This window comes from Catenuloplanes nepalensis (genome assembly GCF_030811575.1).
GTDB lineage: Bacteria > Actinomycetota > Actinomycetes > Mycobacteriales > Micromonosporaceae > Catenuloplanes > Catenuloplanes nepalensis.
Genome location: NZ_JAUSRA010000001.1, coordinates 7745751 through 7771913, shown reverse-complemented (window position 1 = coordinate 7771913; position 26163 = coordinate 7745751). Strand labels below are relative to the sequence as shown.

Genomic DNA, 26163 nt, shown 5'->3' with positions numbered 1-26163 from the left:
CTGAATGTGATCGTCATACCAGCTCCTCCCGAACGCGGATGCGAGCGGCGACCAGGCGGGGGTCCCGCTGCTCGACGGCCGGCTCACGGGTGCGGCGCCAGTCGGTCAGCGCGGTGCGGATGACGGCCCGGGCCGGTCGGTCCGGGTCGACGTAGCGGAAGATGAACGAGGTGGAGACCATGGCGAGCGCGATCTCCCAGGCCGGGAACGCCTCGACCTGGAACGTCACCAGCCAGTGCAGGAACATGAAGAACGGCACCAGGATGATGAAGACGCCGTACTGCGCGTAGGGCAGGTGGATCGGGAGCGTGTAGCCCGGCGGGCCGAGGTAGACGAGCCTCGCCCGGTAGATGTCGTCGTCAGTCCGCAGTCTCATGCTCTGCCCCGCGGCCTACTGGAACATCAGGTCGATCAGGGACTCGCCCACGAAGAACAGCGTCGCCGCGCCCGCGATGAACGCCAGGCCGACGATGGCGATGGCGGAGCTGGTCAGCACCTTCGAGATCTCGCCCCGGCTGGCCCGGCCGATGAAGATGATGCCGAGCGCGGCGAGCAGGATGGGCGCGATCTTGCTGGCGAAGAAGCCGACGATGCCGTCCGTGTTGATGCCCGGCTCGGCCGGCTCGGCGGCGATGGACGAGGCGCTGGCGAGCGCGTCGAGCGTATGCGTGACGAGCTCTATGGTGATCATTGGAGAACCTCCCCGGTCCGCGGCCGGCGTGGTGTGCCGCGGCACAGCAGTTGTCAATCCTTGCGAGAACGCCGGGCGGTCCGCGATGGCCGTCCGCTCAACGTTTCATGTCGCCCCTGCGGGTGACCTGGGCGTTTTAAGTATCTTGCCCCGACTCCTCAAGATTCGACGTCTGAATGCTGCGCAATTGCAAAGCGTACGGCTCGTCCCGGTCCCGAACAAGCTTCCCGGTCCGTTACTCGTGGTGCGCACGTGATTGAACGTGAGTCACGGCTACCGTACACGTGTCCGAAGAAAATCCGGACAAGATCCAACTTTCCGCCCGGTACGGTGCGGCACGATGGTATGACGGAACCGGCCCCGGCCGGGGCTTGTTCACCCGCTCGCTACCGTCTACCTGTGACTGATCTGCGCACCCTTCAGGGCCCGGTCGTGATGGGGATCCTCAACGTCACGCCGGACTCGTTCTCCGACGGCGGGCGGTACGCGGACCGCGACGCCGCGGTCGCGCACGGCGTCGCGATGCGGGCGGACGGTGCGGCCCTGGTCGACGTGGGCGGCGAGTCGACCCGCCCGGGGGCCGGCCGGGTGGACGCGGAGGAGGAGTCCCGCCGCGTGCTGCCGGTGATCCGCGACCTCGCCGCGGCCGGCGTGCGGGTCAGCATCGACACCACGCGCGCGTCCGTGGCCGCCGCCGCGATCGAGGCCGGCGCGGTCGCGGTCAATGACGTCTCCGGCGGGCTCGCGGATCCGCGGATGGGCAAGGTGGTCGCGGCCGCGGGCGTACCGTGGATCCTGATGCACTGGCGCGGGCACTCGCAGCGGATGCAGCAACTCGCGGTCTACCACGACGTGGTCGCGGAGGTGCGCGACGAGCTGTCCCAGCGGGTGGACGACGCGCTGGCCGCGGGCGTCGAGGCGGAGAACGTGATCGTCGACCCCGGGCTCGGCTTCGCGAAGAGCGCGGCGCACAACTGGGAGCTGACCCGCCACCTCGGCATGCTGCTCTCCCTCGGCTTCCCGCTGCTCTTCGGCGCCAGCCGCAAGTCCTACCTGGGCGGTCTGCTGGCCGGCCCGGACGGCACGCCGCGCCCGGCCGGCGAGCAGCGCGACGCGGCCACGGTGGCGACCAGCGTGCTCGCGGTCGCGGCCGGGGCCTGGGGCGTCCGCGTCCACCGGGTCCGGGACACCGCGGACGCGCTCGCGGTCTGGCGGGCCACCGGGGCGCCGAAACTGGAGAAGGCATGAGTGACCGGATCTCGCTGCGCGGGCTGCGGGTGCGCGGCAACCACGGCGTCTACGACTTCGAGCGCGCCGAGGGCCAGGACTTCCTGATCGACGTGGAGCTGGAGCTGGACCTGGCCAGCGCGGCCGCGTCGGACGACGTGGCGGACACCGTCCACTACGGCGAGCTGGCCGAGCGGCTCGTCGCGATCACGGCGGGCGAGCCGGTGAACCTGATCGAGACGCTGGCCGGCCGGCTGGCCACGGCGTGCCTGGCGGACGACCGGGTGACGGCCGCGACGGTCACCGTGCACAAGCCGCAGGCGCCGATCCCGCACGAGTTCGCCGACGTCGCGGTCACGATCCGCCGGAGCGGGAGCCGGGCATGACCCGCGCGCTGCTGTCGATCGGCGGCAACCTCGGCGACCGCGAGCGGCACCTGCGTGCGGCCGTGGCCGGGCTCGGCGACACCGTGCTGGTGGTGTCCGGCGTGTACGAGACGCCGCCGTGGGGCGATCCGGACCAGCCGTCCTACCTGAACGCGGCCGTCATGGTCGCGGCGCCGGACGCGACCGCGCGGGACTGGCTGGAGACCGCGTGGCGACTGGAGGCCGAGGCTGGCAGGGTCCGGGACCCGCAGCGCCGGTTCGGCCCGCGCACGCTGGACGTGGACGTGATCGCGGTCTGGGCGGACGACGGCACGCCGGTGGTCAGCGACGACGTGGAGCTGACGCTGCCGCACCCACGCGCGCACCTGCGCGCGTTCGTGCTGCGGCCGTGGATCGACATCGACCCGTTCGGCGCCGTACCCGGTCATGGGTCCCTGGATCTGCTGCTCCGGGAAGGGCCGGCGGCCGCGGACACCGGAGAGATCGAGCCCCGGCCGGACATCAAGCTAGAGTTGTGAGGGTGAGCGAGCGCAGCGAGCAGGCCCCCAATCCGGCGCCCCCGCCGCCGACGATGGGCCCGACTCGGGCCTCCACCCTCCTGGTCGCCGCGCTGGCGGCGGCCGCGGTCGGGTGGTTGTTGATCAGTGGCCTCTACTACGGCGAGCACGGCGTCTCCGTGCCGTGGCTGCCGACCGTCACGATCGCCGCGCTGGCGATCCTCGAGGCGTACCTGGCGTACAACACGTCGTCCCGGATCGAGCGCAGGTCCGGCCAGGAGCCGGTCGAGCCGCTGGCCGTGGCCCGGTTCGCGGTGTTGGCCAAGGCGTCCTCGGTGGCCGGCGCGATCTACGCGGGCTTCTCCGGCGCGATGCTGGTCTGGCTGCTGATCGAGACGACCCGGGCGGCGGCCGAGGACCGGCCGTCCGCGGCCGGCGGCCTGATCGCCTCGGTCGCGCTGATCGCGGCCGCGCTCTGGCTGGAGCGGGCCTGCCGGGTGCCGGAGCGTCCGGACGACGACGTCCGTGGACCCGGGCGAAAGCCGTGAAATCCCTTGACGCGGCCCCATAGAACAGTGATGGGGGTGACGGCCGTGCCGCCGCGCGGGTACGGTGCGTCCGAACGGCCCCGCCGAGGTGGGGGCCGACGCGACAACGTAGGCACGGGCGCGGTGCTGCGTCCCCACAGGAGGCGCGCGAGATGGCGTACGACGAGCCGGCCTACCGGCGGCGCGACGGCGAGACCGACTCCACGGCGAGGGTGACCGGCGGCTACGGGCAGCCGGAGACCGCGTATCGGCCGGAGGGCAGTCACCGCCGCGACGAGCAGTACCCCGCCACCGCGGAGACACGCGCCCCGGATCACACCGAGCCGCCGCGCGTCTCGCCGGCGTCGCTGGAGGACGCGTTCGACGACCCGAACCACGGCGAGGTCGGCCGGGACCGGATGGCCGTCCACTTCCTCTGGGAGTTCGTGCTGCTGCTGGCCGGCGGCGGCCTCGCCTACCTGCTCTATGCGGGCCAGGCCGACGCGGTGACCGGCGCCGCGCTGGACACGCTGCTGGTGCAGGGCGCCGCGCTCGGCATGCTCGCGCTGGGCGCCGGCGCCACACTGCGTACCGCCGCCCCGAACCTGGCGATCGGCCCGGTCGCGGTCGCGTCCGCGCTGCACTTCGCGGAGAACGGCGACACCGGCGTGGTCCAGGCGGCCGGTATCGCTCTGGTCATCGGCCTGCTCGGCGGCCTGATCCTGGCGCTGGTGGTGGTCGGCTTCCACGTGCCCGGCTGGGCCGCGAGCCTGGCGGCCTCGCTCGGCGTGATCGTCTACATCCAGTTGCGGCCCGGCCCGGTGGACGTGCAGGGCGACTACGACCCGACCCGGCACGCGATCTACCTGTTCGGCGGCTTCGCCGCGCTGACGATCATCGGCGGGCTGCTCGGTCTGATCAAGAATGTGCGGCGCACCGTGGGCCGGTTCCGTCCGGTCGGCGACCCGGCGGACCGGCGCGGGGTGGGCGGCGCGGTCATGACGACCGGCGCGATCGTGTTCTCCTCGGTTCTCGCGGTGGTGGCCGGCGTGCTGCTGGCCGCGGGCAGTGCCGATCCGGTCGTGCCGTCGGTCGGGCTGGAGTGGACCGGCCTGGCGCTCGGTGCGGCGCTGGTCGGCGGCACCTCCGCCTACGGCCGGCGCGGCGGCGTCTTCGGCACGCTCTTCGCGGTCGCCGTGCTCACCCTGTTCCTGCGCTATCAGGACCTGGAGAGCTGGGACATCTCCGTCTACGCCACGGCCGCGGTGGCGGTCGGCGGCGGCCTGGTGGTGACGCGCCTGGTGGAGACGTTCGGCCGGCCAGCACCGGCGCCGGACACCCAGTGGACCGAGCCGCCGGCCGCGACGACCTGGCAGGCCCCGCCCGCGGAGCCGGGCCCGGCGCCGCGCACCGACCCGTGGGACAGCACCCGCTGGGGATCCTGAGCCGCGGGCCCGGCGTCCGGTTAGGCTCGCTGGCATGACCGGAGCATCTGCCGAGACCGGGGCCGGCGTCGGCGCGAACCACACCAGGTTCGCCGAACTCGACGCGCTGCCGACCGAGGAACTGCGCCGGCGGGCGTTCGCGCTCGCCCGCGAGAACCATGATCTGAAGTTCTTCTGGTCGATCGTCGAGCACCTGCCGCACGCGGACGACGCCGCGGAGCGGGACGACGGTCTCAGCTCGATCGGCCCGACCGTGGATCACGCGGTGGCGCTCTGGCGCGAGTTCACCGGCCACACCTCGTACGGCGAGAACGAGCCCATACTGCGCGCCGCGTTCATCGACTACCTACTCAAAAGTGACTAATCCTCGGATATAGCCGTACGTGGTTTCGGTCGCGCCGCACGATGGGCACATACGGCGGCATGGCTCTCACCAATCGTTACAAATCCGCAACCGGCGCGGGTACCGCCGCCGCGCTCATACTCGTCCTCGTCTTCGGCAGTCCCTGGTACGCCACCTGGGCCACGGAGAACACCGACGCGGGCACGGCCGGTGGCTGGTTCCTTCAGCTGCTGGCCTGGCCCCGGTGGTACCTCGACAGTGACGACTCGATCCAGGACATCCTGGCCGCCGACCTGAAGGCGATCCTGGTCGTCGCGCTGACCGCGCTCTTCCTCTACCTGCTCCCCGGCTCGCAGCTGGCCCGCGCCCGCGGCACGCTGAGCCAGTTCTTCGCGGGCTGGGCCTCGTACATCTTCGCCGGTGCGTTCGCCGCGCTGCTCACCACGCTGATCCAGTCGAACCCGTCGCTGCTCGGCGCGTTCAAGGCGGCCGGCGACGGCACCACCTACGGCTTCTTCGTCGGCTGGATCGTCGGGCTGGTCACGCTCGGCAGCTGGCGCGGCACCCGCAGCTGATCGCGCACACAGACCGGACGTGCGGCCGGGTCCGAATCCCCCCTCGGAGCCCGGCCGCACGTCCTACGAGAACAGCCGGTCGCGGGTCAGCACGCCGAGTTCGCGCCCGTCCGAGACGATCCGCACCCGGTCGGTGCCGGCGCCGAGCATCCGGGCCAGCACGTCGTAGAGCGTGCTGCCGAGGTCCGCGTCCGGCAGCCCGTTCGCCGCACCGGCGGGCTCCAGCATCTCCGCGCTGACCCGGGTAACGGACAGCCGGCGAATCGCCCGGTCGCTGCCGACGAACTCCCGGACGAAGTCCGACGCCGGCGTGCCGAGCAACTCGGCCGGCGTTGCGAACTGCTCCAGCCGGCCGCCCTCGGAGAGCACCGCGATCCGGTCGCCGAGCCGCACCGCCTCATCCAGGTCGTGGGTGACCAGCACGATCGTCTTGCGTACCTCGGCCTGCAGGCGCAGGAACTCCTCCTGGAGCCGGGCACGGACGATCGGGTCGACCGCGGAGAACGGCTCGTCCATCAGCAGCACCACCGGGTCGGCCGCGAGCGCGCGGGCCACGCCGACTCGCTGCCGCTGGCCGCCGGAGAGCTCCTTGGGGTACCGGCCGCCGTAGACCGACGGGTCCAGGCCGACCAGTTCCAGCAGCTCGTCGGCCCGCGCGCGGACCCGGGCCTTCGGCCAGCCCAGCAGCGTGGGTACGGTCCCGACGTTGGTCCGGATGGTCTGGTGCGGGAACAGGCCGACGTTCTGGATCACGTAACCGATCCGGCGCCGAAGCTGGACCGGGTCGAGCCTCGTCACGTCCTCGCCGTCGATCAGCAACCGCCCGCCGGTCGGCTCGATCAACCGGTTGATCATTCGTAGTACGGTCGACTTCCCGCACCCCGAGGGCCCGATCAGCACCGCCAGCTCGCCGGCCTCGATCTCCAGATCGAGGGAGCGCACCGCCTTCGTACCGTCGTCGAAGGTCTTGCTGACCTGGTCGAGTGTGATGGTGGCGGCCTTCTGCCCGCCGTCCACGGTAGGTTCCACGTATGTCCTCTCGGCAATGGGTGATTTCGAGCGTGCGGTACGCCGATCCACCCGGCAACCCGTGGTTCTCCTGGCAGTATCTGCGGGACAACTCCGACACGGTGCTGTCCGCGCTGGTCGAGCACGTGACGCTGACCACCCAGGCGGTGGCGTTCGCGGCGGTGGTCGGACTCCCGCTGGCAGTGCTCGCCTACTGGTTCCGGCCGCTCACCGCCCCGATTCTCGCACTCTCCGGCGTGCTCTACACGATCCCGTCGCTGGCCCTGCTCGCGTTCGTGGCGCCGCTGGTCGGCACCACCCGCCCGGCCTCCGTGCTGATCGCGCTGGTGCTCTACGCGCTGCTGCTGATCGTGCGCAACACGCTGGCCGGCCTCAACCAGCTGCCCGCGGAGGTCCTGGACGCGGCCCAGGGCATGGGGTACGGGCGGTTCGCGCGCCTGTTCCGGGTGGACCTGCCGCTGGCGATCCCGGCGATCCTGACCGGCCTGCGGCTGGCAACGGTCTCCACGGTCGCGCTGGTCACGGTCGGTTCGCTGATCGGCTACGGCGGCCTCGGCGACCTGATCCTGGGCGGCTTCCGGAACAACTTCTACAAGGCGGAGATCCTGGTCGGCACCGTGCTCTGCGTGGCGCTCGGCCTGCTGCTCGACCTGCTGCTGGCCGGCGCCGGGCGGCTGCTCACGCCGTGGACGAGAGGTGCCCGCGCATGAACGCGATCGACCAGGCGATCCTCTGGCTCAACGACCCGCTGAACTGGACGAACCCGGGCGGCATCCTGGACCGGCTGGGCGAGCACCTGTGGATCTCGTTCGCCGCCGTGCTGATCGGCTGCCTGGTCGCCTGGCCGATCGGGCTCTGGCTCGGGCACACCGGGCGCGGCGGCGGCGTGGTGGTGCTGATCTCCAACGTGACGCTCGCCATCCCGACGGTCGCGCTGCTGACCATCCTGCCGCTGACGCCGCTCGGCTTCGGCCAGCGGCCGGTGATCCTGGCGCTGGCCGTGTTCGCGGTGCCGCCGCTGCTGGCCAACGCGTACACCGGGGTGCGGCAGGTCGACCCGGAGGCGCGGGACGCGGCGCGCGGCATGGGCCTGTCCGGCCGCCAACTGCTCACCCGGGTGGAGCTGCCACTGGCCGTGCCGTACCTGGCGACCGGCTTCCGGACCGCGTCCGTGCAGGTGGTGGCCACCGCGGCGCTGGCGTCGTTCGTGAACGGTGGCGGGCTCGGACAGATCATCAGCGCCGGCTTCGGGCTCGGCATGTCGGTCGGTGGCGGTCAGATCCTGGCCGGCGCGCTGCTGGTGGCGCTGCTCGCGCTCGGCATCGAAGGGCTGCTGGCGCTGGCGGAGCGAGCGCTGACGCCACGCCCGCTGCGCCGCCCCGGCCGGTTCCGCCGGCGCGCGGCGACCGCCTGAAAAAGCAGCGGGCGACACCGAGAATGAGGGAATAGAAACGGGCCTCGTCGCAAGCATGATCGCGTACGGGATATGGATCATGACGATCCGGTGACAACTGCTGGTGAAAGTTGTCGTACCCGTCGCAGAGGATGTTGGGTGAGACAGCGCGGGCGGTCCCGGCCCTGGTGAGACACCAGGTGCATCCGCCCGTCGGACACGCGGCCGCCCCGACCGGGGCGCGCCGGGACACGGAAGGCGGGCACGTGAGATTTTCGCGTCTGACCGTGAGCGCGCTCGGCGCGCTGGCGGCGGCAACCATTCTGAGCGCCTGTGGCGACGCCGGTTCGTCCGGCACCGCCGCACCGGCCAGCGCGGCGGCGGGCGCCGGCTGCGCGGGCGTGGCAGGCACCTCGCTGGTCGTCCTCACCGACGACAAGGGCCTGCAGAACACGGACAACGTGCTGCCCGCGATCAACAAGGCGGCGGCCACGCCCGAGCTGATCGCGGCGCTGGACAAGGTCTCCGAGTCGCTGGACACCCCGAAGCTGATCGCGCTGAACAAGGCGGTCGACGTGGACCGCAAGACGCCCAAGGTGGCGGCGGACGAGTTCGCGGCGGCCGCGGGCCTGACCACCGGCATCGCGAAGGGCCCGGGCGGCGACATCAAGATCGGTGCGGCGAACTTCAGCGAGAACCAGACGCTCGCGGAGCTCTACAACATCGCGCTCACCGCGGCCGGTTACAAGGTCACCGTGCAGCAGATCGGCAACCGTGAGCTGTACGAGCCGGCGCTGGAGAAGGGCGAGATCCAGATCGTTCCGGAGTACGCGGCGACGCTCGCCGACTTCCTGAACGGCAAGGTCAACGGCAAGGACGCGGCGCCGGTCTCCTCGCCGGACCTGACCGCGACCACCACCGCGCTCGCGGCGCTGGGCGACAAGGCCGGCCTGGCGTTCGGCAAGCCGTCCGCCGCGCAGGACCAGAACGCGTTCGCGGTCACCAAGGAGTTCGCCGAGAAGAACGAGCTGACCACGCTCGGCGACCTGGCCGAGAAGTGCTCGGGTGCGGCGACCGTGCTCGGCGGCCCGCCGGAGTGCCCGCAGCGGCCGAAGTGCCAGGCCGGCCTCGTCACCACGTACAGCTTCCAGGCCGGTCAGTTCAGCTCGCTGGACGCGGGCGGCGCCCAGACGAAGAACGCGCTGAAGACCGGCACCATCTCCGTCGGCCTGGTCTTCTCCTCGGACGGCGAACTCGCCACAAGTTGATCTATTAAGGAAAAATTCGGTCCGGCGTCATCCGTCCTGCTCAGGGGCGGAATGGCGCCGGATCGTGCTATCCGAGCCCGTTTCGCTATCCGGCAACTCTGGGTAGGCTCCACGACCATGCCAGCCCCTGATCCGGTCGAGGAGCGGGCGAATCCACGCCTGGCACAAGGCCTGCTCTGGGCCGGTGTCGGACTCGCGCCGCTCGCGGCATTGCTCCTGCTCTTCGGCGGCAGCACCGGCATGCTCCGGTTCGCCGTCTTCGTGGTGCTCGTGTCGATCGCGCTGATCGGCGCCTCGGTCGCTCTCCGTGGTGGATCGAGTGCGTCACGAGTCGATCTCGAAGAGGCGATGGTCGAGGAGATGGTGCGGCTCCGCGCCGAGGTGCGCAGCGAGATCGCCAACGCCACCCGGGTCGGCCAGGCTGCGTCCAACCAGCGGCTGCAGGCGCTCGGCACCGCACTCGACGACCTCCAGGCGCAGCTCGCCGCGCTGCAGAACGCGGCCGTCGACCCCGGCCAGCCGGCGATCGCCGCGCCCGCCGGCCGAGTCGCCATCGGCGCCTCCGCCGCGGTCCCGGCCCCGGCGGAGCCGACGACCGGCCGGGCGACCGCGTCCGTCTCCGCGTCCGCCGGCTACGCGCGGGCCTCCGTCCCGCCCGCACCGCCCGCCGGGCAGGACGACGACCGCGGCCGCGGCTACGACGACGACCGCGGCCGCGGCTACGGCGAGGACACCCGCTACGGCGAGGACACCCGCTACGGCGAGGACACCCGCTACGGCCAGGACACGAGCGACGACCGGGACGACTCGTACGGCCAGGCCGGTGCTAACGCGCCCACCGAGGAGAAGACGTACGGCGGCTACACGCCACGCCGGGCGCAGCCGGACGACGGCGGCTACGCCGGCCGCCGCTCCGCCGCCGTGGAGCCGGACGAGATCTACGGCAGGCGGACCTCCTACGGCGAGGACCGCACGTCCTACGGGGACGACCGCGCCGAGTGGGGCGACCGGGCCGGCCGCACCGACCGTCGCTCCGGCGACGACTACGACCAGGACGACCGCTCCGAGCGCGCCGGCTATGACCGCTCGGGCTACGACCGCGCAGGCTACGACCAGGACGGTCACGGCGAGGACGGTTACGGCCGGTCCGCCCGCTACGACGCCGACGACGACCGCCGTGACCGGCGTCAGGACCGCGGCGTGGAGGGCCGGGCCAGCGCGTCCGCGAGCGTGGGCCGCTCCGGGGGCAGGGCACAGGCGGGCAGGGCGCAGCTGTCCGGCGGCATCGTCCGGCACACCGAGACCGTGCACGTCACCACGCGCTCGACGATCGTGGACCCGCGCGGTGACAGCGGCTCGCTCTACGGCACCGGCGAGTTCAACGGCCCGCGCGGCGGCTACGGCGACGACTACGGCCGGGACAACCCCGACCGTGGCCGCCGGGCCCGCAACTTCGACCCGGGCGCCCGCGACTTCGACCCCGCCTACCGGGACTTCCGCGGCGGCGGCTACGGCAGCGACGACGACAACGGCTACGCCGGCGACGACCGCGGCGGCTACGGTGACGACCGCACCGGCCGCGGTGACGACCGCACCGGCCGCGGTGACGACCGCACCGGCCGCGGTGACGACCGCACCGGCCGCGGTGACGAGCGCGCGAGCTACGGCAGCGAGCGCGAGGAGAACACCGACGACGTGGTCGGCCGTCGTGCCGCCCGTCCCGGTCAGCCGAGCTGGGGCGAGCGCGGCGAGCAGGTCAACCCGTACGACCGGCCCGCGCTGGAGTCGACGTCCAGCGAGCCCAGCTGGTCCCAGATCCGCCAGGCCGGCGACCGCTACGCCGCGGTCCGCCAGGACGACCGTGGCCAGGAGCTGCGCGTCGGCGAGCGCCGGGCCAGCGTGCACACCGACGAGTCCGGCAGCGAGTTGCGCGTGGAGGACCGCTGGGAGTCGGTCCGCCGCGAGGACCGCGCGCCGAACCCGTACGAGCGGGATCGCCGCGGCCCGCAGACCGGCCAGATGCGCCGGGTGATCGATCAGGGGCCGCAGACCGGCCAGATGCGCCGGGCGATCGATCCCGGCCCGTCGACCGGCCAGATGCGCCGCGTCGGTGGCGGCGAGGACCCGCAGCCGTGGCGCACCCAGCAGCGCGGCGGCCGGCGCGAGGAGCCGTGGCGGGTCGGCCCGGACGACGGCCTGCCCGGCGGGGACGAGCAGCTGCGCGGCCGGTACGACGACAGTTGGCGCGCCGAGCGCGGCGGCGGTGACCGGGACGATCACGGCGGCGGGCCGGACTATCGCCGGGACGACCGCGGCCGGCCACAGCAGCAGCAGCAGCGCTTCGACTCCGCCAGCCTCTACGGCGAGGCCAGCCAGTTCACCGGCGACCAGCGCGCGATCTCCGCCATCGAGTGGGACCGCGAGGACTACCGGAGATAGGCAGCCGGGCCTCTACTTGTCGATGTCGCCGACCACGAAGAACATCGAGCCGAGGATGGCGATCAGGTCCGGCACCAGGCAGCCGGGGAGCAGCGTCGAGAGCGCCTGCACGTTCGCGTACGACGCGGTACGCAGCTTGAGCCGCCACGGCGTCTTCTCGCCGCGCGACACCAGGTAGTACCCGTTGATGCCGAGCGGGTTCTCGGTCCACGCGTAGGTGTGCCCCTCCGGCGCCTTCACCACCTTCGGTAGCCGCACGTTGACCGGCCCGGTGATCCGGTCGACCCGGTCCAGGCAGGCCTGGGCCAGGTCGAGCGACGCGTACACCTGGTCCAGCAGCACCTCGAACCGCGCGTGGCAGTCGCCGGTCGTCCGCGTCACCACCGGCACGTCAAGCTCGCCGTAGGCCAGGTACGGCTCGTCCCGCCGCAGGTCGAGGTCCAGGCCGGAGGCGCGCGCGACCGGCCCGGACGCGCCGAAGGCGGCCGCGTCCTCGGCGGAGAGCACGCCCACGCCGACGGTCCGGGCCAGGAAGATCTCGTTGCGCCGGATGAGATGGTCCAGGTCCGGCATGCGGCGCCGGACCGCGTCGATCGCGTCCCGGGCACGGCCGGTCCAGCCGTACGGGACCTCCTCCTTCAGCCCGCCGACCCGGTTGAACATGAAGTGCATGCGGCCGCCGGAGACCTCCTCCATCACGGCCTGCAGCGTCTCCCGCTCACGGAACGCGTAGAACATCGGCGTGATCGCGCCGATCTCCAGCGGGTACGACCCGAGGAACATCAGGTGGTTGAGCACCCGGTTCAGCTCGGCCAGCGCGGTGCGCAGCCAGACCGCGCGCTCCGGCACCGAAAGGTCCATCAGCCGCTCGACCGCGAGCACCACGCCCAGCTCGTTGGAGAACGCGGAGAGCCAGTCGTGCCGGTTCGCCAGCACGATGATCTGCCGGTAGTCGCGGACCTCGAACAGCTTCTCCGCGCCGCGGTGCATGTAGCCGACGATCGGCTCGCACTCGACGACCCGCTCGCCGTCCAGCCGGAGCCGCAGCCGGAGCACGCCGTGCGTGGACGGATGCTGCGGCCCGATGTTGAGCACCATGTCCGCGGTGTCCAGCCCGGCCTGCGTCCCGACCGTCACTTCCCGGAGGCTCATGACTCCACAATGCCATCTCCGACGCTGAATGGGTGCGCCACGCCGACCGCCTGAATGAGCCACCAATGGCCGCCCAGCCCGGCCGGGTCCAGCAGTTCCGCCACCTCCGAGGCGCGCGCCAGGGCGCGCACATACCCTGCCGGATCAGAGGCGGCCAGGCTCAGCGGTGGTCGCCTCCCGTCGGCCCCGAGCGCTTGCAGCGCTTCCCGTTGAATCATCAGCCGGTACGGATCCCCGCCCGGCCGCGTTCGTGCGAGGGATTCGGCCCCGGCCTCGGCCACGGAGTCCATCGCCACGTGCGCGGTCACATCGGTGCTGCCGTCCGCGCGCGGCGGCACCTGCCGTCCCTCCCGATACCCGGTGAGCGTGCCGTCGAGCGGCCGTCCGTCCCGCAGATGTCCGTAGTCGACCGCCACCGCTACCCCACGCTCGACCCGTCGCAGAGCGGCGGACCAGGCCAGATCCCGCGGGAGGCCCACCTCCGCCCGCGCGCCGGGCGGAAGCGGCGGATACCACCGGGCCAGCCACTCCGCGTCCGCGGTGGACACCGGCTCCCCGAGCGAGCCGTCGGTCAGCACGTAGCGAGGACCGGACGAGCCGGCCTCCACCACGTCCACCGGCACGTTGTCCAGCCACTCCGTTGCCAGGAGCAGGCCGGTGATCCGGTCCGGGATCCGATCGGTCCAGCCGATGCCGGGCGGCAGGTCGTCCGGTCGTGCGGCCAGTTCCACCGCGAGCGGACGGAGCCGTCCCTGGAAGTCGGCCCGGTAGCGGCGGGCGATCCGGAGAAGCAGCTCGCCGCGTCCGGCGCCGACGTCCACGAGCTGGAACGGGTCCGGGTTGCCGAGCGCCTCGTCCACCCGCCGCAGCAGCGGGCGCAGCGCACGGGCGAACGTCGCGGTGGCGTGCGCGCTGGTCCGGAAGTGTCCGCCGGGCCCGGTCGCGCCCGGCCGGGTGAAGAAGCCGTCCGGCCCGTAGAGCGCAGACTCCATCGCGTCACGCCATCGAAGGCTGTTCACGCCGAGTTCAGGGGACGTCATCGTGCACACCCTACGGTCGCGTCACATGCGATCTCCCCTGAAGCTGTCCGGCGCGGCTCTCGCCGTACCCCTGATGCTCCTGACGACGGCCGCGAATCCGGCGGCGGCCCACGCGCCGCGACCCATCGAGAAGCTCACGCCGACCGTGGAGACGCCGGCGCTGCACGACGACGAGGCCGGCGGCGACGCGGACGCGGACGACCCGGCGATCTGGGTCAACCCGGCCGACCGCGGGAAGTCCCGCGTGATCGCCACCGCGAAGAACGGCGGCCTGCGCGTCTACGACCTGCGCGGACGCGAGCTGCAGGCGATCGCCACGCCGGCCGCGCCCGGCCCGGACGACGAGGCCGGCCGGTTCAACAACGTGGACATCGTCGAGGGCGTGCGGCTCGGCGGCCGGACCGTGGACCTCGCGGCCGTCTCCGACCGGGGCCGCGACCAGCTGCGCTTCTACGCCATCGACGCGCGCACCGGCCTGCTCACGGACGTGACCGCGGCCGACGTGCCGTTCGCGTTCAACACCACGCAGGCGGAGGTGAACGAGCAGCGCACCGCGTACGGCCTGGACGCTTTCGCGGGCGGACATCTGCTGGTCAGCCGCCGCAGCACGCCCGAGGTCGGCACCTTCAGAATCGTGATCGAGGGGGACCGGGTCAGCTACCGCCCGGTCGATCGGCTCACGCTGCCCGCGGAGTTCACGCTGCCGGACGGCACGGATTGGGCGCCCTGCACCGACCCGGGCGACGGCCCGCAGGTCGAGGGCGTGGTGGTGGACGAGCAGACCCGCACCGCCTACCTCGCGCAGGAGGACGTGGCGCTCTGGCGGGTGCCGATCCGCGACGGCCGTTTCGCCGGCCGGCCCGCCACGGTGGAGAAGGTGCGCGAGTTCGGCATCCCGGCCGCCTACGACGAGGCGACCGAGGAGTGCGCCGTGGACTACGACGCGGACCCGGGCTTCGGCGGCCGGATCGTGGCTGACGTGGAGGGCCTGACGGTCGCCCGGCACACGCTCGTGGTCTCCAGCCAGGGCGACGACACGTTCTACACCTACGACCGGCGCTCCAACCGCCCGACCGGCCACTTCGCCGTGGTGGACGGTCCGCGCGCGGACGGCTCCCAGGAGTGCGACGGCGCGGCCGTGACGCCGGTGGCGCTGCCCGGGTTCCCCGGTGGCCTGCTGGTCGTGCACGACGGTCAGGACACGCCGGCGGACGGCGACCGGCCGAGCACCAACTTCAAGTTCGTCGATGCGGGGTTCCTGCGCTGACGATCGCCGCCCGGCCGTCCGGGACGTACCCGGACGGCCGTGGTGAAGGTTTTCACACGTGCTTGTATCGGCTCTGAAACACTGGCGCATACTGGCCCCGACCGGTACCTACCCCTCGAGGACTGGATCGCTGACATGCGCCGCTCCATCGAACCCGTGCGCACGCGGACGCCACGCGCCACGCTGACCGTCGGCGTCGTCGGCGCCGGCCGGGTGGGAGCCACGCTCGGCGCCGCGCTGACCGCGGCCGGGCACCGGGTGGTCGCCGCCTCCGGCACCTCCGACGCCACCGCCGAGCGGATCGGCCAAATGCTGCCGGACACCGCGCACCTGCCGCCCACTCAGGTCGCTCGCGCGGCCACCGATCTGCTGCTGGTCTCGGTGCCGGACGACGCGCTCGCGGCCGTGGTGCGCGGGCTCGCGGACGACGGCGCGCTGCGGCCCGGCCAGGTGGTCGCGCACACGTCCGGCGCGCACGGGCTCGCGCCGCTGGACCCGGCCGTCGCGCGCGGCGCCCGGCCGCTGGCGCTGCATCCGGCCATGACGTTCACCGGCCGGCCCGAGGACGTCGCCCGGCTGCGCGGCATCTCCTACGGCGTGACCGCCCGCGCGGACGTCCACCCGTTCGCGGCCCGCCTGGTCGGCCAGCTCGGCGGCGCCATCGAGTGGATCCGGGACTCCGACCGCGGGCTCTACCACGCCGCGCTCGCACACGGCGCCAACCACCTGGTCACGCTGGTCAACGACGCGCTGGACCGGCTGCGCGACGCGGGCGTGCGGCACCCGGAGCAGATGCTGGCGCCGCTGCTGCGCGCGTCCCTGGAGAACACGCTGGCGTTCGGCGACGCGGCACTGACCGGCCCGGTCTCCCGCGGCGACGCCGGCACGGTGGCCCGGCACCTGGCCGAGCTGACCGAGGTCGCGCCGGACTCCGTGGCCACCTACCGGGCGCTGGCCCGGCGCACCGCCGACCGGGCGATCTCCGCCGGCCGGCTCCGCCCCGTCGACGCCGAGCCGCTGCTCGACGTCCTCGCCGACGCCCGGGAGGGCACCCCGCATGACGACCTCTGAGCCACGGCTGGTCAACACGGTCGCCGACCTGAACGGCGCCCGCGCGAAGATGACCGGCCGCGTCGCCGTGGTGATGACCATGGGCGCGCTGCACGACGGCCACGAGTCGCTGATGCGCGCGGCCCGGGAACGGGCCGACCACCTGATCGTCACGATCTTCGTGAACCCGCTGCAGTTCGGGCCGAACGAGGACCTCGACCGCTATCCGCGCACGCTCGAGTCCGACCTGGAGATCTGTGCCCGCGCCGGCGTCGATCTGGTCTTCGCACCGTCCGCGCGGGAGATGTACCCGGACGGGCCGCCGCAGGTCCGGCTCAACCCGGGTCCGCTCGGCGAGGAGCTGGAGGGCGCGAGCCGCCCCGGCTTCTTCCACGGCGTGCTCACCGTGGTGCTGAAGCTGCTCCAACTCACCCGCCCGGACCTCGCGTTCTTCGGCGAGAAGGACTATCAGCAGCTCACGCTCGTGACTCAGATGGCGCGCGACCTGAACGTGCCGGTCGAGGTGGTCGGGGTGCCGACCGTGCGCGAGCCGGACGGCCTGGCACTGTCCAGCCGCAACCGATACCTCTCCGCCGGGGAACGGGCGTCCGCGCTGGCGCTCTCCGCCGGGCTGCGCACCGGTGCCGGGACCGCGGCGGCGGGCGGGTCCGCGGCCGGCGCGCTCGCGGCCGCGCACGCCCGGATCCAGGACGAGCCGGGCGTGCGACTGGACTATCTGGTGCTGCTCGCACCCGATCTCGGGCCCGCGCCGGAACACGGCCCGGCCCGCATGCTCGTCGCCGCCCGCGTCGGCACCACGCGGCTCATCGACAACATTCCGATAGAACTGTCCTGAGCTGCTAAGACATGCCAAAGCCACGCGCCCGATCGGGGCACGCGGCATGCCGGGCCGCGCCGCGGAGGTTACGTTAGGTCTCCGAGGTGCGGCGACGAGGTGCGGCGCGACATATGGGGAGGTCTCTCGGATGCGACGCTCGGTGGCGGCGCTGGCGCTCGGCGCCCTGATGGTGGCGGGGCTGGCCGGTTGTGGCATGCCGGAGGGCGTCGACGGTGAGCTGACCGACGACTGGGCCGGGTTTCCGGAACCGAAGTCGTTCGTGCCGGCCGCGGGCGTCTGTTACGCGACGGACTTCGCGCCGATCGCGCTGCGCGAGCTCTCCACACCGGTGGACTGCGCCACGGATCACCGCGTCGAGACCGCGTTCGTCGGCACGTTCACCGGCGCTCCGGCCGATGCGGACAAGCCGCCGGCCCGGGACTCCGACGCGGCCCGCACCGCGTTCGCCGAGTGCGACAAGCAGTCCGCGACATACCTGGGCGCGGACTGGCGGCTCGGCCGCCTCTCGCTCGGCCTCGCGCTCCCGTCCGACAGGGCGTGGACCGGCGGTGCCCGGTGGTACCGGTGCGACGTGACCGAGAAGACGAACGTCGAGGACAACGGCACCACCGTGCTCCGCAAGGGCACGGTCAAGGACGGCATCAAGGCTGTCGACGCGCCGCTGCGGCTCGGCTGCTACTCGCTGGACGTGCAGAGCACGCTGGAGATCACGAAGATGGCCGCGACCGACTGCGCCAAGGAGCACAACGGCGAGTTCGTCGGCGTCTGGCAGGCCCCGGCCAACCAGAAGTACCCGCAGGTCACCGACGTGGCGGCGTGGCAGGCGTTCTATAACAACTGCCGCCAGAAGATCGCGGAGTACGTGAAGGTGCCGAAGGACGACGACCTCGCGGCGCGCAGCGGTGTCGCACCGGTGCTGGCGAACGAGGCCGACTGGAAGACCGGCGACCGCGGTGCCCGCTGCTACGTCTGGCTCCAGGACATCAAAATCAACAAATCCCTGCGTGCCGCCGGCCCCAACGCATTGCCCATCACTGACTAGCCGCTGATTTCCGGCTCGGTCATCCCACAGCGGCGAGCTTTGGGCCAGGCCGGGGCTGGGGAGATCAAGATCTTGATGTTTCCGCTTCTGGCCGGCTCGGTGGGGGCTTGGGGGTCGGCGGGTGGGGGATCGGATTTTGATGTTCCGCTTTTGGCTGGCTCGGTGGGGGCTTGGGGGTCGGCGGGTGGGGGATCGGATTTTGATGTTCCGCTTTTGGCTGGCTCGGTGGGGGCTTGGGGGTCGGCGGGGTGGGGAGATCGGATTTTGATGTTCCGCTTTTGGCTGGCTCGGTGGGGGCTTGGGGGTCGGCGGGGTGGGGAGATCGGGTTTTGATGTTTTCGCTTGTGGCTGACTAGGGGAGCTTGGGGGCAGGTGGGGGTGGGGGGATCAAGATTTTGATTTTGACGCTTTCGGTGGGGCGGGGTTCGCGTGCTCCCGCGGGCAACGGTCGGCGGCGGGCGGCCTTCCTGTGGGATCCGTGGTGGCAGGAGCAAACGCGCTGAAGCCCGCTGTGACGTTCCGCGGCCGGGCAGCGATTAGGCCCACTTTTCGTGGGCGGTGCTCCCCAAAGGGTGGGCGGGTCGAGTTGACTGGAGGGATGCGTCCACTCGATCTTCCGGCCCTGCCGACGCGTCTCGCCGCCCCGGCGCCGGGCTGGACCGAGACCACCGACGTGATCGTCGTGGGCTCTGGTATCGCCGGGCTTACCGCCGCGTTGCATCTTCGCGAAGGCGGGCTGCACGTCACCGTCGTCACCAAGGTCAACATTGACGACGGCTCGACCCGGTGGGCGCAGGGCGGCATCGCCGCGGTGCTGGACCCGCTGGACACACCGGACGCGCACGCCTACGACACCGAGGTCGCCGGCGTCGGCCTGTGCGACCCGGAGGCGGTTCGCGTGCTGGTCGACGAGGGCCCGGCCCGGGTCCGCGAGCTGATCCGCACCGGCGCCGAGTTCGATCGCAACCCGGACGGCTCGCTGATGCTGACCCGCGAGGGCGGCCATCGCGCGAACCGGATCGTGCACGCGGGCGGCGACGCCACCGGTGCGGAGGTGCAGCGCGCGCTGCACGCCGCGGTCGGCCGCGACCCGTGGATCCGGATGGTCGAGCACGCGCTGGTCCTGGACCTGCTCACCGACGCGACCGGCCGGGCCTGCGGCATCACGCTGCACGTGCTCGGCGAGGGCGCGGAGGACGGCGTCGGCGCGATCCTGGGCCGGGCCGTGGTGCTGGCCACCGGCGGCATGGGCCAGATCTACGCGTCCACCACGAACCCGTCCGTCTCCACCGGCGACGGCGTGGCGCTCGCGTTGCGGGCCGGCGCCGCGGTCACGGACGTCGAGTTCGTCCAGTTCCACCCCACGTCGTTCGTGTCCGGCGCGGTCTCCTCGGTGCAGCGACCGCTGATCTCCGAGGCGCTGCGCGGCGAGGGCGCGCACCTGGTCGACGGCGACGGCAAGCGGTTCATGGTCGGCCAGCACGAGCTCGCCGAGCTGGCGCCGCGTGACGTGGTGGCCAAGGGCATCCACCGGGTGCTGCTGTCCGAGGGCTCCGACCACGTCTACCTGGACGCCCGCCACCTCGGCAAGGACTTCCTGGAGCACCGCTTCCCGACCATCCTGGCGTCGTGCCGGGCGGCCGGGGTGGACCCGGTGACCGACCTGATCCCGGTCGCGCCGGCCGCGCACTACGCCTCCGGTGGCGTCCGCACCGACCTGCACGGCCGTACCAGCATTCCCGGGCTGTACGCGTGCGGCGAGGTGGCCTGCACCGGCGTGCACGGCGCGAACCGGCTGGCCAGCAACTCGCTGCTGGAGGGCCTGGTCTTCTCCCGCCGGATCGCCGACGACATCCGCCGCGACCTGCCGCCGCAGGCCGAGCCGGTGCTGCACGACGCCAGCGCGCAGTGGGTGGTCGACGAGGCCGCGCGTGCGGACCTGCGGCGCGCGATGAGCCGGGGCGCGGGCGTCCTGCGCTCGGCCGGTTCACTGCGCGGGACGGCCGCCGCGCTCACCGCCACGGCCGGGCGCCGCGGCACGCCGCGCACCGCCAGCTGGGAGGCGACCAACCTGCTGACCGTGGCGACCGCGCTGACCGGCGCGGCGTACGCCCGGCGGGAGACCCGCGGCTGCCACTGGCGGGAGGATTTCGGCGTGGCGGAGGACGAGTGGCGCGGCCACCTGGTCACCGCGCTGGCCGAGGACGGAACACCGACCCACACCTGGGAGCCGATCGCATCATGAGCGAGCCTGCGAGCGAATCATCAGCTCAGCGCCGACCACGCGGGGACTGCGGCCCGAAGGGAAGTCCGGCATGAGCTTCTCCGAGGCAACGACCAGGGCGCTGGACGAGGCCGGGCTGCCGGGCGCGGAGATCGAGCGGATCGTGCGGACCGCGCTGGAGGAGGATCTCGGCCCGCAGCACCGCGACGTCACCAGCGAGTCCACCATCCCGGCCGAGCAGACCGACACGGCCGATCTGGTGGCGCGCGCGGACGGCGTGGTGGCCGGGCTCGCCGTCGCCGCCGCCGTCTTCGAGCTCTCCTCCGGCCGTACCGTCGAGGTGGTCTTGAACGAAGTCGACGGCGCGCGGGTGAGGCGGGGCGACGTGCTGGCCACCGTCACCGGACCGACCCGGGCGCTGCTGACCGCTGAACGCACCGCGCTGAACCTGCTGTGCCGGGCCTCCGGCGTGGCCACGCACACGCGCGCCTGGGCGGACGAGCTGGCCGGGACGAAGGCGACCGTGCTGGACACCCGCAAGACCACGCCGGGCCTGCGCGTGCTGGAGAAGTACGCGGTACGGGCCGGCGGCGGCACGAACAAGCGGATGGGCCTCTACGACGTCGCGATGATCAAAGACAACCACAAGCTCGCGGCCGGCGGCCTGACCGCGGCCTACCGCCGGGTGCGGGAGACTTTCCCGGACGTGCCGGTGCAGGTGGAGGTGACCACGGTCGCGGAGGCGGTCGAGTCGGTCGAGGCCGGCGCGGACTTCCTGCTCTGCGACAACATGGGCCCGGGCCTGCTGCGCGAGGTGGTGGCCGCGGTGGGCGACCGGGCCGAGCTGGAGGCGACCGGCGGGCTGACGCTGGCGGTCGCGGCCGAGTACGGCGCGACCGGCGTGGACTACCTCTCGGTCGGCGGCCTGACCCACTCGTCGCCGATCCTGGACATCGCGATGGACCTGCGGCAACGGTAGATCCTCTGCTCGCTAGGCTCCTCTCGTGCTGCTCTGCATCGACATCGGGAACACGAACACCGTCCTGGCCACGTTCGACGGTGACCAGCTCCGGCACTCCTGGCGGGTGAAGACCGACGCCCGGTCCACCGCGGACGAGCTCGGGCTGATGTTCCGCGGGCTGCTGGCCGGCGACGCCGTGGAGATCACCGGGGTGGCGGCCTGCTCGACCGTGCCGGCCGCGCTCCGGAATCTCCGCACCATGCTGGCCAAGTACTACGCGTCGGTCCCGAACGTGATCGTGGAGCCGGGTGTGCGGACCGGCGTGCAGCTGGCGATCGACAACCCCAAGGAGGTCGGCTCGGACCGCGTGGTCAACACGCTGGCCGCGCACAGCCTCTACGGTGGCCCGTCGATCGTGGTCGACTTCGGCACCACCACGAACTTCGACGTGATCAGCGCGCGCGGCGAGTTCCTCGGCGGCGCGTTCGCGCCCGGCATCGAGATCTCGTTCGACGCGCTCGCGGCCCGTGCCGCGCAGTTGCGCAAGGTGGAGGCCACCAAGCCGCGTTCGGTGATCGGGAAGAACACCGTGGAGTGCCTGCAGGCCGGTCTCTACTTCGGCTTCGCCGGCCAGGTGGACCGCATCGTGGAGCGGATGATCGAGGAGATCGGTGAGGTCAAGGCCGTGATCGCGACCGGCGGGCTGGCGCCGGTGGTGGTCGGCGAGTGCCGGACGATCACGCACCATGAGCCCATGATCACGTTGATCGGCCTTCGCATGGTGTACGAGCGCAACGTCTAATTCGAATTCGGGGTACGCGTGAGCGCGCGACCGGCGAGGCGAGTTGATATTCAGCCGGTTCCATTCCGTGACGGACAGCAATCCATCGGACACGCAACCGCCGCGAATCGGTGGCCGCCTTTATCCTTGCCCGGACCGGCGAGTATGGTTCGGGACGGCGTGTCCCTATCCTCCGGTCGCCGGCGCTCCGGTGCCGGTTGTGGCGCCTAGCACGGGTAGTACCGGAGTCGCGCAGTGGTACCGCTGCGGCATCCCGGGCCCGGAGTCCGAAATGCTCCGTTAGTGGCGGCCTGATGTGACACGGCGTGACTACGGACACAACATCCACCTCGCAGTTCGCCAGGTAGCACTTGAGCGGTTCGCGGATTTCCGGTCACGATCCGGCGTCGTATCGAGGTTGAATGCCTTCCGAGTGCCCGGTGGAGAATGTCGCTTCGGTTCCCCGGCACCGCCCTGAGCAGGGAATCTCTCCGACAACGGCATTGTGGAAAGCCGTCCGCCCGGCGCGCCACAAGACCCTTGCCCATCCTATTGACGGGCGACGCATCTTTTGAGTTATTGTTCAGGTATTGCGGGAGAAACTTGCTCGGAAGGATAACGGCCCGTGGCCAAGCAGATCATTCACAAGCTGGTCGACGACATCGACGGCGGCGACGCGGACGAGACGGTCAAGTTCGCCCTCGACGGTGTGCAGTACGAGATCGACCTCTCGAAGAAGAACGCCGAGAAATTGCGGTCCCTTTTCGAGCCGTACCTCGGCGCCGGAACTAAGGTCGGCCGGGGCGGTGTCGTTGTCGGCGGTCGCGCGGCGCGAGGCCGTGGCGGCGCGGCGGCGGATCGCGAGCAGAACAAGGCGATCCGTAACTGGGCGAAGAAAGAGGGCAAGGAGATCTCCGACCGCGGGCGCATCCCGCAGGAGATCGTTGACGAGTTTCACGCGAAGGGCCCCGGGCGCTGATCACCCCGTAATCCCATCGTTTTGTGGCCGGAGGCCCGCGACGCACAGCGCGTCGCGGGCCTCCGTGCTTGTTTGTGCAGCGCTTGTTTGCGCAGCTCAGAGGGTTATCCACAGGCACCTGTTGATAACCGCAGGCCCTGTGGATAACGTGGCCTGCCTGTGGACAACGCATGCCTGCTCCGCTGATTTCGCTGTCCGCGTAGCGGCCCCGGCCAGGGAACAGGCGTTGCCCGTGGCAGGTTGGTGAATGCGTCGCTGACTACCGGTACTCGGACAACTTCGAGGAGCGGCGAAGTCGGTCGGCGGCGATAGAGTGATGGCATGGACATCCTCCGTGGATGTTCAGGCGTGGTTCACAGGCAGGGACGTGGTTTCGCGGGCAGAGGCGCAGCCACGTTTGCTCGACTCACAAGATCGAGTGCGCACGGCACGTGAGGAGCACGAGGGATATGTTCGAGCGGTTCACCGACCGAGCGCGTCGGGTTGTCGTCCTGGCTCAGGAAGAAGCCCGGATGCTCAACCACAACTACATCGGCACCGAGCACATCCTGTTGGGCCTCATCCACGAGGGTGAGGGCGTCGCCGCCAAGGCCCTGGAGAGCCTGGGCATCTCGCTCGAGGGCGTGCGCCAGCAGGTTGAAGAGATCATCGGTCAGGGTCAGCAAGCCCCCAGCGGACACATCCCCTTCACGCCCCGGGCCAAGAAGGTCCTGGAGCTGTCGCTGCGTGAGGCATTGCAACTCGGCCACAACTACATCGGCACGGAGCACATCCTGCTCGGCCTGATCCGCGAGGGTGAGGGCGTGGCCGCGCAGGTGCTGGTCAAGCTGGGCGCCGACCTCAACCGGGTCCGCCAGCAGGTCATCCAGCTGCTCTCCGGATATCAGGACAAGGGCACCACCGGCGCCGCCGCAGCGGCCGGTGGCGAGGCCGCGCCGTCGACCAGCCTGGTGCTGGACCAGTTCGGCCGCAACCTCACCCAGGCCGCCCGCGAGGGCAAGCTCGACCCGGTCATCGGGCGCGAGAAGGAGATCGAGCGGGTCATGCAGGTGCTGTCCCGCCGCACCAAGAACAATCCGGTGCTCATCGGTGAGCCGGGTGTCGGTAAGACCGCGGTGGTCGAGGGCCTGGCCCAGAAGATCATCAAGGGCGAGGTGCCCGAGACGCTGAAGGACAAGCAGCTCTACACGCTCGACCTCGGTGCGCTGGTCGCGGGCTCGCGTTACCGCGGTGACTTCGAGGAGCGCCTGAAGAAGGTGCTCAAGGAGATCCGCACCCGGGGCGACATCATCCTGTTCATCGACGAGATCCACACGCTCGTCGGCGCCGGCGCGGCCGAGGGCGCGATCGACGCCGCCAGCATCCTCAAGCCGATGCTGGCCCGTGGTGAGCTGCAGACCATCGGTGCCACCACGCTGGACGAGTACCGCAAGCACCTGGAGAAGGACGCGGCGCTGGAGCGCCGCTTCCAGCCGATCCAGGTCGGCGAGCCGTCGTTGGCGCACACCATCGAGATCCTCAAGGGTCTGCGTGACCGCTACGAGGCCCATCACCGGGTCTCGATCACGGACGCCGCGCTGGTCGCGGCCGCCACGCTGGCCGACCGGTACATTTCCGACCGCTACCTGCCGGACAAGGCGATCGACCTCATCGACGAGGCCGGTGCGCGCATGCGCATCCGCCGGATGACCGCGCCGCCGGACCTTCGCGAGTTCGACGAGCGGATCGCCGAGGTCCGCCGCGGCAAGGAGTCCGCGATCGACGCGCAGGACTTCGAGCGCGCCGCGCAGCTGCGCGACCAGGAGAAGCAGCTGCTCTCCCAGAAGGCGCAACGGGAGAAGCAGTGGAAGGCCGGCGACCTGGACGTCGTCAGCGAGGTGGACGACGAGCAGATCGCGGAGGTGCTGGGTAACTGGACCGGCATCCCGGTCTACAAGCTCACCGAGGAGGAGACCTCCCGGTTGCTGCGTATGGAGGACGAGCTGCACAAGCGGGTCGTCGGGCAGTCGGACGCGGTCAAGGCGGTGTCGAAGGCGATCCGGCGTACGCGTGCGGGTCTGAAGGACCCGAAGCGCCCGTCCGGTTCGTTCATCTTCGCGGGCCCGTCCGGCGTGGGTAAGACCGAGCTCTCCAAGGCGTTGGCGGAGTTCCTGTTCGGTTCCGAGGATGCGCTGATTCAGCTGGACATGTCCGAGTTTCACGACCGTTACACGGTGTCGCGTCTGGTGGGTGCGCCTCCCGGTTACGTGGGTTATGACGAGGGCGGTCAGCTGACCGAGAAGGTGCGGCGTAAGCCGTTCTCCGTGGTGCTTTTCGACGAGATCGAGAAGGCGCACCCGGATGTGTTCAACACGCTGTTGCAGATTCTGGAGGACGGCCGGCTGACCGATGGTCAGGGCCGGATCGTGGACTTCAAGAACACGGTGATCATCCTGACCACCAACCTGGGTACCCGTGACGTGGCGAAGGCGGTGTCGCTGGGCTTCCAGGCGTCGGAGGACCAGGAGTCGAACTACGAGCGGATGAAGCAGAAGGTCAACGACGAGCTGAAGCAGCACTTCCGCCCGGAGTTCCTGAACCGCATCGACGACACGATCGTCTTCCACCAGCTGCGGCAGGAGGAGATCCTGCACATCGTGGACATCTTCGTCTCGCGTATCGAGGGCCAGCTCAAGAACAAGGACATGGGTCTGGAGCTGACCGACAACGCGAAGAAGTACCTGGCGAAGAAGGGCTTCGACCCGGTGCTGGGCGCCCGGCCGCTGCGCCGGACCATCCAGCGTGACGTCGAGGACAACCTGTCCGAGCGCATCCTCTTCAACGAGTTGCGCCCCGGCCACATCGTGGTCGTCGACTGCGAGGGCGACCCGGACAACATCGACGAGTCCAAGCTCGTGTTCAAGGCTTCGGACCGGCCGGTCGAGGTGCCCGAGACGGTGCCGGCCGATCTGGGCGCGACCACCGAGGAGTAAGGCGTCTGTGAAAGGG

24 protein-coding genes and 1 pseudogene are annotated in these 26163 nt (G+C 71.3%); 20 read left to right on the top strand and 5 right to left on the bottom strand.

What is annotated here, in order from left to right:
- Positions 1-13: 13 nt before the first annotated feature.
- A complete protein-coding gene (locus J2S43_RS33565) occupies positions 14-376 on the bottom strand; it encodes a hypothetical protein (RefSeq protein ID WP_306835991.1) in 363 nt (120 codons plus the stop codon).
- Between the two features lie 15 nt (positions 377-391).
- Positions 392-691 (bottom strand): hypothetical protein, encoded by a 300-nt coding sequence (locus J2S43_RS33560; RefSeq protein ID WP_306835989.1) that lies wholly within the window; start codon positions 689-691, stop codon positions 392-394.
- Between the two features lie 435 nt (positions 692-1126).
- Between J2S43_RS33560 and folP the strand changes: the two genes are divergently transcribed.
- The 7 genes from folP (at position 1127) to J2S43_RS33525 (ending at position 5691) form a co-directional block, all read left to right on the top strand.
- Positions 1127-1939 (top strand): dihydropteroate synthase, encoded by an 813-nt coding sequence (gene folP / locus J2S43_RS33555; protein WP_306839633.1) that lies wholly within the window; start codon positions 1127-1129, stop codon positions 1937-1939.
- The gene (gene folB, locus J2S43_RS33550; RefSeq protein ID WP_306835987.1) at positions 1936-2304 is read left to right on the top strand and encodes a dihydroneopterin aldolase; all 369 of its coding nucleotides are present in this window, start codon (positions 1936-1938) and stop codon (positions 2302-2304) included. Before folP ends, folB begins: the two co-directional genes overlap by 4 nt.
- Complete coding sequence (folK, locus tag J2S43_RS33545) at positions 2301-2822, top strand: 2-amino-4-hydroxy-6-hydroxymethyldihydropteridine diphosphokinase (RefSeq protein ID WP_306835984.1); 522 nt, start codon at positions 2301-2303, stop codon at positions 2820-2822. The genes folB and folK overlap by 4 nt, the downstream gene beginning before the upstream one ends.
- A gap of 53 nt (positions 2823-2875) precedes the next feature.
- Positions 2876-3349, top strand: a complete 474-nt coding sequence (locus tag J2S43_RS33540; RefSeq protein ID WP_306839631.1) for a DUF3180 domain-containing protein — start codon at positions 2876-2878, stop codon at positions 3347-3349.
- A 152-nt stretch (positions 3350-3501) separates the two neighbouring features.
- Positions 3502-4773 (top strand): ABC transporter permease, encoded by a 1272-nt coding sequence (locus J2S43_RS33535; RefSeq protein ID WP_306835983.1) that lies wholly within the window; start codon positions 3502-3504, stop codon positions 4771-4773.
- Positions 4774-4807: 34 nt separating this feature from the next.
- Positions 4808-5137 (top strand): hypothetical protein, encoded by a 330-nt coding sequence (locus J2S43_RS33530; RefSeq protein WP_306835981.1) that lies wholly within the window; start codon positions 4808-4810, stop codon positions 5135-5137.
- A 59-nt stretch (positions 5138-5196) separates the two neighbouring features.
- Positions 5197-5691 carry a hypothetical protein gene (locus J2S43_RS33525; RefSeq protein WP_306835979.1) on the top strand — a complete coding sequence of 165 codons (495 nt, stop codon included), beginning with the start codon at positions 5197-5199 and terminating at the stop codon, positions 5689-5691.
- Between the two features lie 63 nt (positions 5692-5754).
- Here J2S43_RS33525 and J2S43_RS33520 read toward each other — a convergent pair whose 3' ends face one another.
- Positions 5755-6720 carry an ABC transporter ATP-binding protein gene (locus J2S43_RS33520; protein ID WP_306835977.1) on the bottom strand — a complete coding sequence of 322 codons (966 nt, stop codon included), beginning with the start codon at positions 6718-6720 and terminating at the stop codon, positions 5755-5757.
- A gap of 2 nt (positions 6721-6722) precedes the next feature.
- On the opposite strand from J2S43_RS33520, the gene J2S43_RS33515 reads away from it, so the two are divergent.
- The 4 genes and pseudogenes from J2S43_RS33515 (at position 6723) to J2S43_RS33500 (ending at position 11820) form a co-directional block, all read left to right on the top strand.
- The gene (locus tag J2S43_RS33515) at positions 6723-7430 is read left to right on the top strand and encodes an ABC transporter permease (protein WP_306835976.1); all 708 of its coding nucleotides are present in this window, start codon (positions 6723-6725) and stop codon (positions 7428-7430) included.
- A complete protein-coding gene (locus J2S43_RS33510) occupies positions 7427-8134 on the top strand; it encodes an ABC transporter permease (RefSeq protein WP_306835974.1) in 708 nt (235 codons plus the stop codon). Before J2S43_RS33515 ends, J2S43_RS33510 begins: the two co-directional genes overlap by 4 nt.
- 183 nt (positions 8135-8317) lie before the next feature.
- Positions 8318-9381: pseudogene (locus J2S43_RS33505) on the top strand (glycine betaine ABC transporter substrate-binding protein).
- A gap of 117 nt (positions 9382-9498) precedes the next feature.
- Positions 9499-11820, top strand: coding sequence for a hypothetical protein (locus J2S43_RS33500; protein ID WP_306835972.1), 2322 nt, complete (start codon positions 9499-9501; stop codon positions 11818-11820).
- Positions 11821-11832: 12 nt separating this feature from the next.
- Here J2S43_RS33500 and J2S43_RS33495 read toward each other — a convergent pair whose 3' ends face one another.
- Positions 11833-12972, bottom strand: a complete 1140-nt coding sequence (locus J2S43_RS33495) for an NADH-quinone oxidoreductase subunit D (protein WP_306835970.1) — start codon at positions 12970-12972, stop codon at positions 11833-11835.
- Positions 12969-14012, bottom strand: a complete 1044-nt coding sequence (locus J2S43_RS33490; RefSeq protein ID WP_306835967.1) for an SAM-dependent methyltransferase — start codon at positions 14010-14012, stop codon at positions 12969-12971. Before J2S43_RS33490 ends, J2S43_RS33495 begins: the two co-directional genes overlap by 4 nt.
- 25 nt (positions 14013-14037) lie before the next feature.
- Here J2S43_RS33490 and J2S43_RS33485 point away from each other — a divergent pair, with 25 nt between their 5' ends.
- The 9 genes from J2S43_RS33485 to J2S43_RS33445 all read left to right on the top strand — a co-directional run bounded on the left by J2S43_RS33485 (position 14038) and on the right by J2S43_RS33445 (position 26147).
- On the top strand, positions 14038-15279 hold the full coding sequence (locus tag J2S43_RS33485) for a phytase (RefSeq protein ID WP_306835966.1): 1242 nt from the start codon (positions 14038-14040) through the stop codon (positions 15277-15279).
- A gap of 135 nt (positions 15280-15414) precedes the next feature.
- A complete protein-coding gene (locus tag J2S43_RS33480) occupies positions 15415-16350 on the top strand; it encodes a Rossmann-like and DUF2520 domain-containing protein (protein WP_370881689.1) in 936 nt (311 codons plus the stop codon).
- Positions 16337-17185: a pantoate--beta-alanine ligase gene (gene panC, locus J2S43_RS33475; RefSeq protein ID WP_306835962.1), complete on the top strand. Its 849-nt coding sequence runs from the start codon at positions 16337-16339 to the stop codon at positions 17183-17185. The genes J2S43_RS33480 and panC overlap by 14 nt, the downstream gene beginning before the upstream one ends.
- Before the next feature lie 130 nt (positions 17186-17315).
- A complete protein-coding gene (locus tag J2S43_RS33470; protein WP_306835960.1) occupies positions 17316-18230 on the top strand; it encodes a septum formation family protein in 915 nt (304 codons plus the stop codon).
- 598 nt (positions 18231-18828) lie between these two features.
- Complete coding sequence (locus J2S43_RS33465) at positions 18829-20475, top strand: L-aspartate oxidase (RefSeq protein ID WP_306835957.1); 1647 nt, start codon at positions 18829-18831, stop codon at positions 20473-20475.
- 70 nt (positions 20476-20545) lie between these two features.
- Entirely contained in the window at positions 20546-21433 is an 888-nt protein-coding gene (nadC, locus tag J2S43_RS33460) for a carboxylating nicotinate-nucleotide diphosphorylase (RefSeq protein WP_306835956.1), read from the top strand.
- 25 nt (positions 21434-21458) lie between these two features.
- On the top strand, positions 21459-22217 hold the full coding sequence (locus tag J2S43_RS33455) for a type III pantothenate kinase (protein ID WP_306835954.1): 759 nt from the start codon (positions 21459-21461) through the stop codon (positions 22215-22217).
- Between the two features lie 604 nt (positions 22218-22821).
- Positions 22822-23175, top strand: a complete 354-nt coding sequence (locus J2S43_RS33450) for a histone-like nucleoid-structuring protein Lsr2 (RefSeq protein WP_306835950.1) — start codon at positions 22822-22824, stop codon at positions 23173-23175.
- A gap of 449 nt (positions 23176-23624) precedes the next feature.
- Positions 23625-26147 carry an ATP-dependent Clp protease ATP-binding subunit gene (locus J2S43_RS33445; protein WP_306835948.1) on the top strand — a complete coding sequence of 841 codons (2523 nt, stop codon included), beginning with the start codon at positions 23625-23627 and terminating at the stop codon, positions 26145-26147.
- The last annotated feature ends 16 nt before the right edge of the window (positions 26148-26163 follow it).

Bases quoted from the DNA above. Each gene is read 5' to 3' on its own strand.
- J2S43_RS33465 (WP_306835957.1), top strand. From the start codon at position 18,829: ATGCGTCCACTCGATCTTCCGGCCCTGCCGACGCGTCTCGCCGCCCCG.
- panC (WP_306835962.1), top strand. From the start codon at position 16,337: ATGACGACCTCTGAGCCACGGCTGGTCAACACGGTCGCCGACCTGAAC.
- J2S43_RS33525 (WP_306835979.1), top strand. From the start codon at position 5,197: ATGGCTCTCACCAATCGTTACAAATCCGCAACCGGCGCGGGTACCGCC.
- J2S43_RS33510 (WP_306835974.1), top strand. From the start codon at position 7,427: ATGAACGCGATCGACCAGGCGATCCTCTGGCTCAACGACCCGCTGAAC.
- J2S43_RS33485 (WP_306835966.1), top strand. From the start codon at position 14,038: ATGCGATCTCCCCTGAAGCTGTCCGGCGCGGCTCTCGCCGTACCCCTG.
- J2S43_RS33530 (WP_306835981.1), top strand. From the start codon at position 4,808: ATGACCGGAGCATCTGCCGAGACCGGGGCCGGCGTCGGCGCGAACCAC.
- J2S43_RS33495 (WP_306835970.1), bottom strand. From the start codon at position 12,972: ATGAGCCTCCGGGAAGTGACGGTCGGGACGCAGGCCGGGCTGGACACC.
- nadC (WP_306835956.1), top strand. From the start codon at position 20,546: ATGAGCTTCTCCGAGGCAACGACCAGGGCGCTGGACGAGGCCGGGCTG.
- J2S43_RS33560 (WP_306835989.1), bottom strand. From the start codon at position 691: ATGATCACCATAGAGCTCGTCACGCATACGCTCGACGCGCTCGCCAGC.
- J2S43_RS33445 (WP_306835948.1), top strand. From the start codon at position 23,625: ATGTTCGAGCGGTTCACCGACCGAGCGCGTCGGGTTGTCGTCCTGGCT.
- J2S43_RS33565 (WP_306835991.1), bottom strand. From the start codon at position 376: ATGAGACTGCGGACTGACGACGACATCTACCGGGCGAGGCTCGTCTAC.
- J2S43_RS33535 (WP_306835983.1), top strand. From the start codon at position 3,502: ATGGCGTACGACGAGCCGGCCTACCGGCGGCGCGACGGCGAGACCGAC.
- J2S43_RS33540 (WP_306839631.1), top strand. From the start codon at position 2,876: ATGGGCCCGACTCGGGCCTCCACCCTCCTGGTCGCCGCGCTGGCGGCG.
- J2S43_RS33490 (WP_306835967.1), bottom strand. From the start codon at position 14,012: ATGACGTCCCCTGAACTCGGCGTGAACAGCCTTCGATGGCGTGACGCG.
- J2S43_RS33470 (WP_306835960.1), top strand. From the start codon at position 17,316: ATGCGACGCTCGGTGGCGGCGCTGGCGCTCGGCGCCCTGATGGTGGCG.
- J2S43_RS33515 (WP_306835976.1), top strand. From the start codon at position 6,723: ATGTCCTCTCGGCAATGGGTGATTTCGAGCGTGCGGTACGCCGATCCA.
- folK (WP_306835984.1), top strand. From the start codon at position 2,301: ATGACCCGCGCGCTGCTGTCGATCGGCGGCAACCTCGGCGACCGCGAG.
- folP (WP_306839633.1), top strand. From the start codon at position 1,127: ATGGGGATCCTCAACGTCACGCCGGACTCGTTCTCCGACGGCGGGCGG.
- J2S43_RS33500 (WP_306835972.1), top strand. From the start codon at position 9,499: ATGCCAGCCCCTGATCCGGTCGAGGAGCGGGCGAATCCACGCCTGGCA.
- folB (WP_306835987.1), top strand. From the start codon at position 1,936: ATGAGTGACCGGATCTCGCTGCGCGGGCTGCGGGTGCGCGGCAACCAC.
- J2S43_RS33480 (WP_370881689.1), top strand. From the start codon at position 15,415: ATGCGCCGCTCCATCGAACCCGTGCGCACGCGGACGCCACGCGCCACG.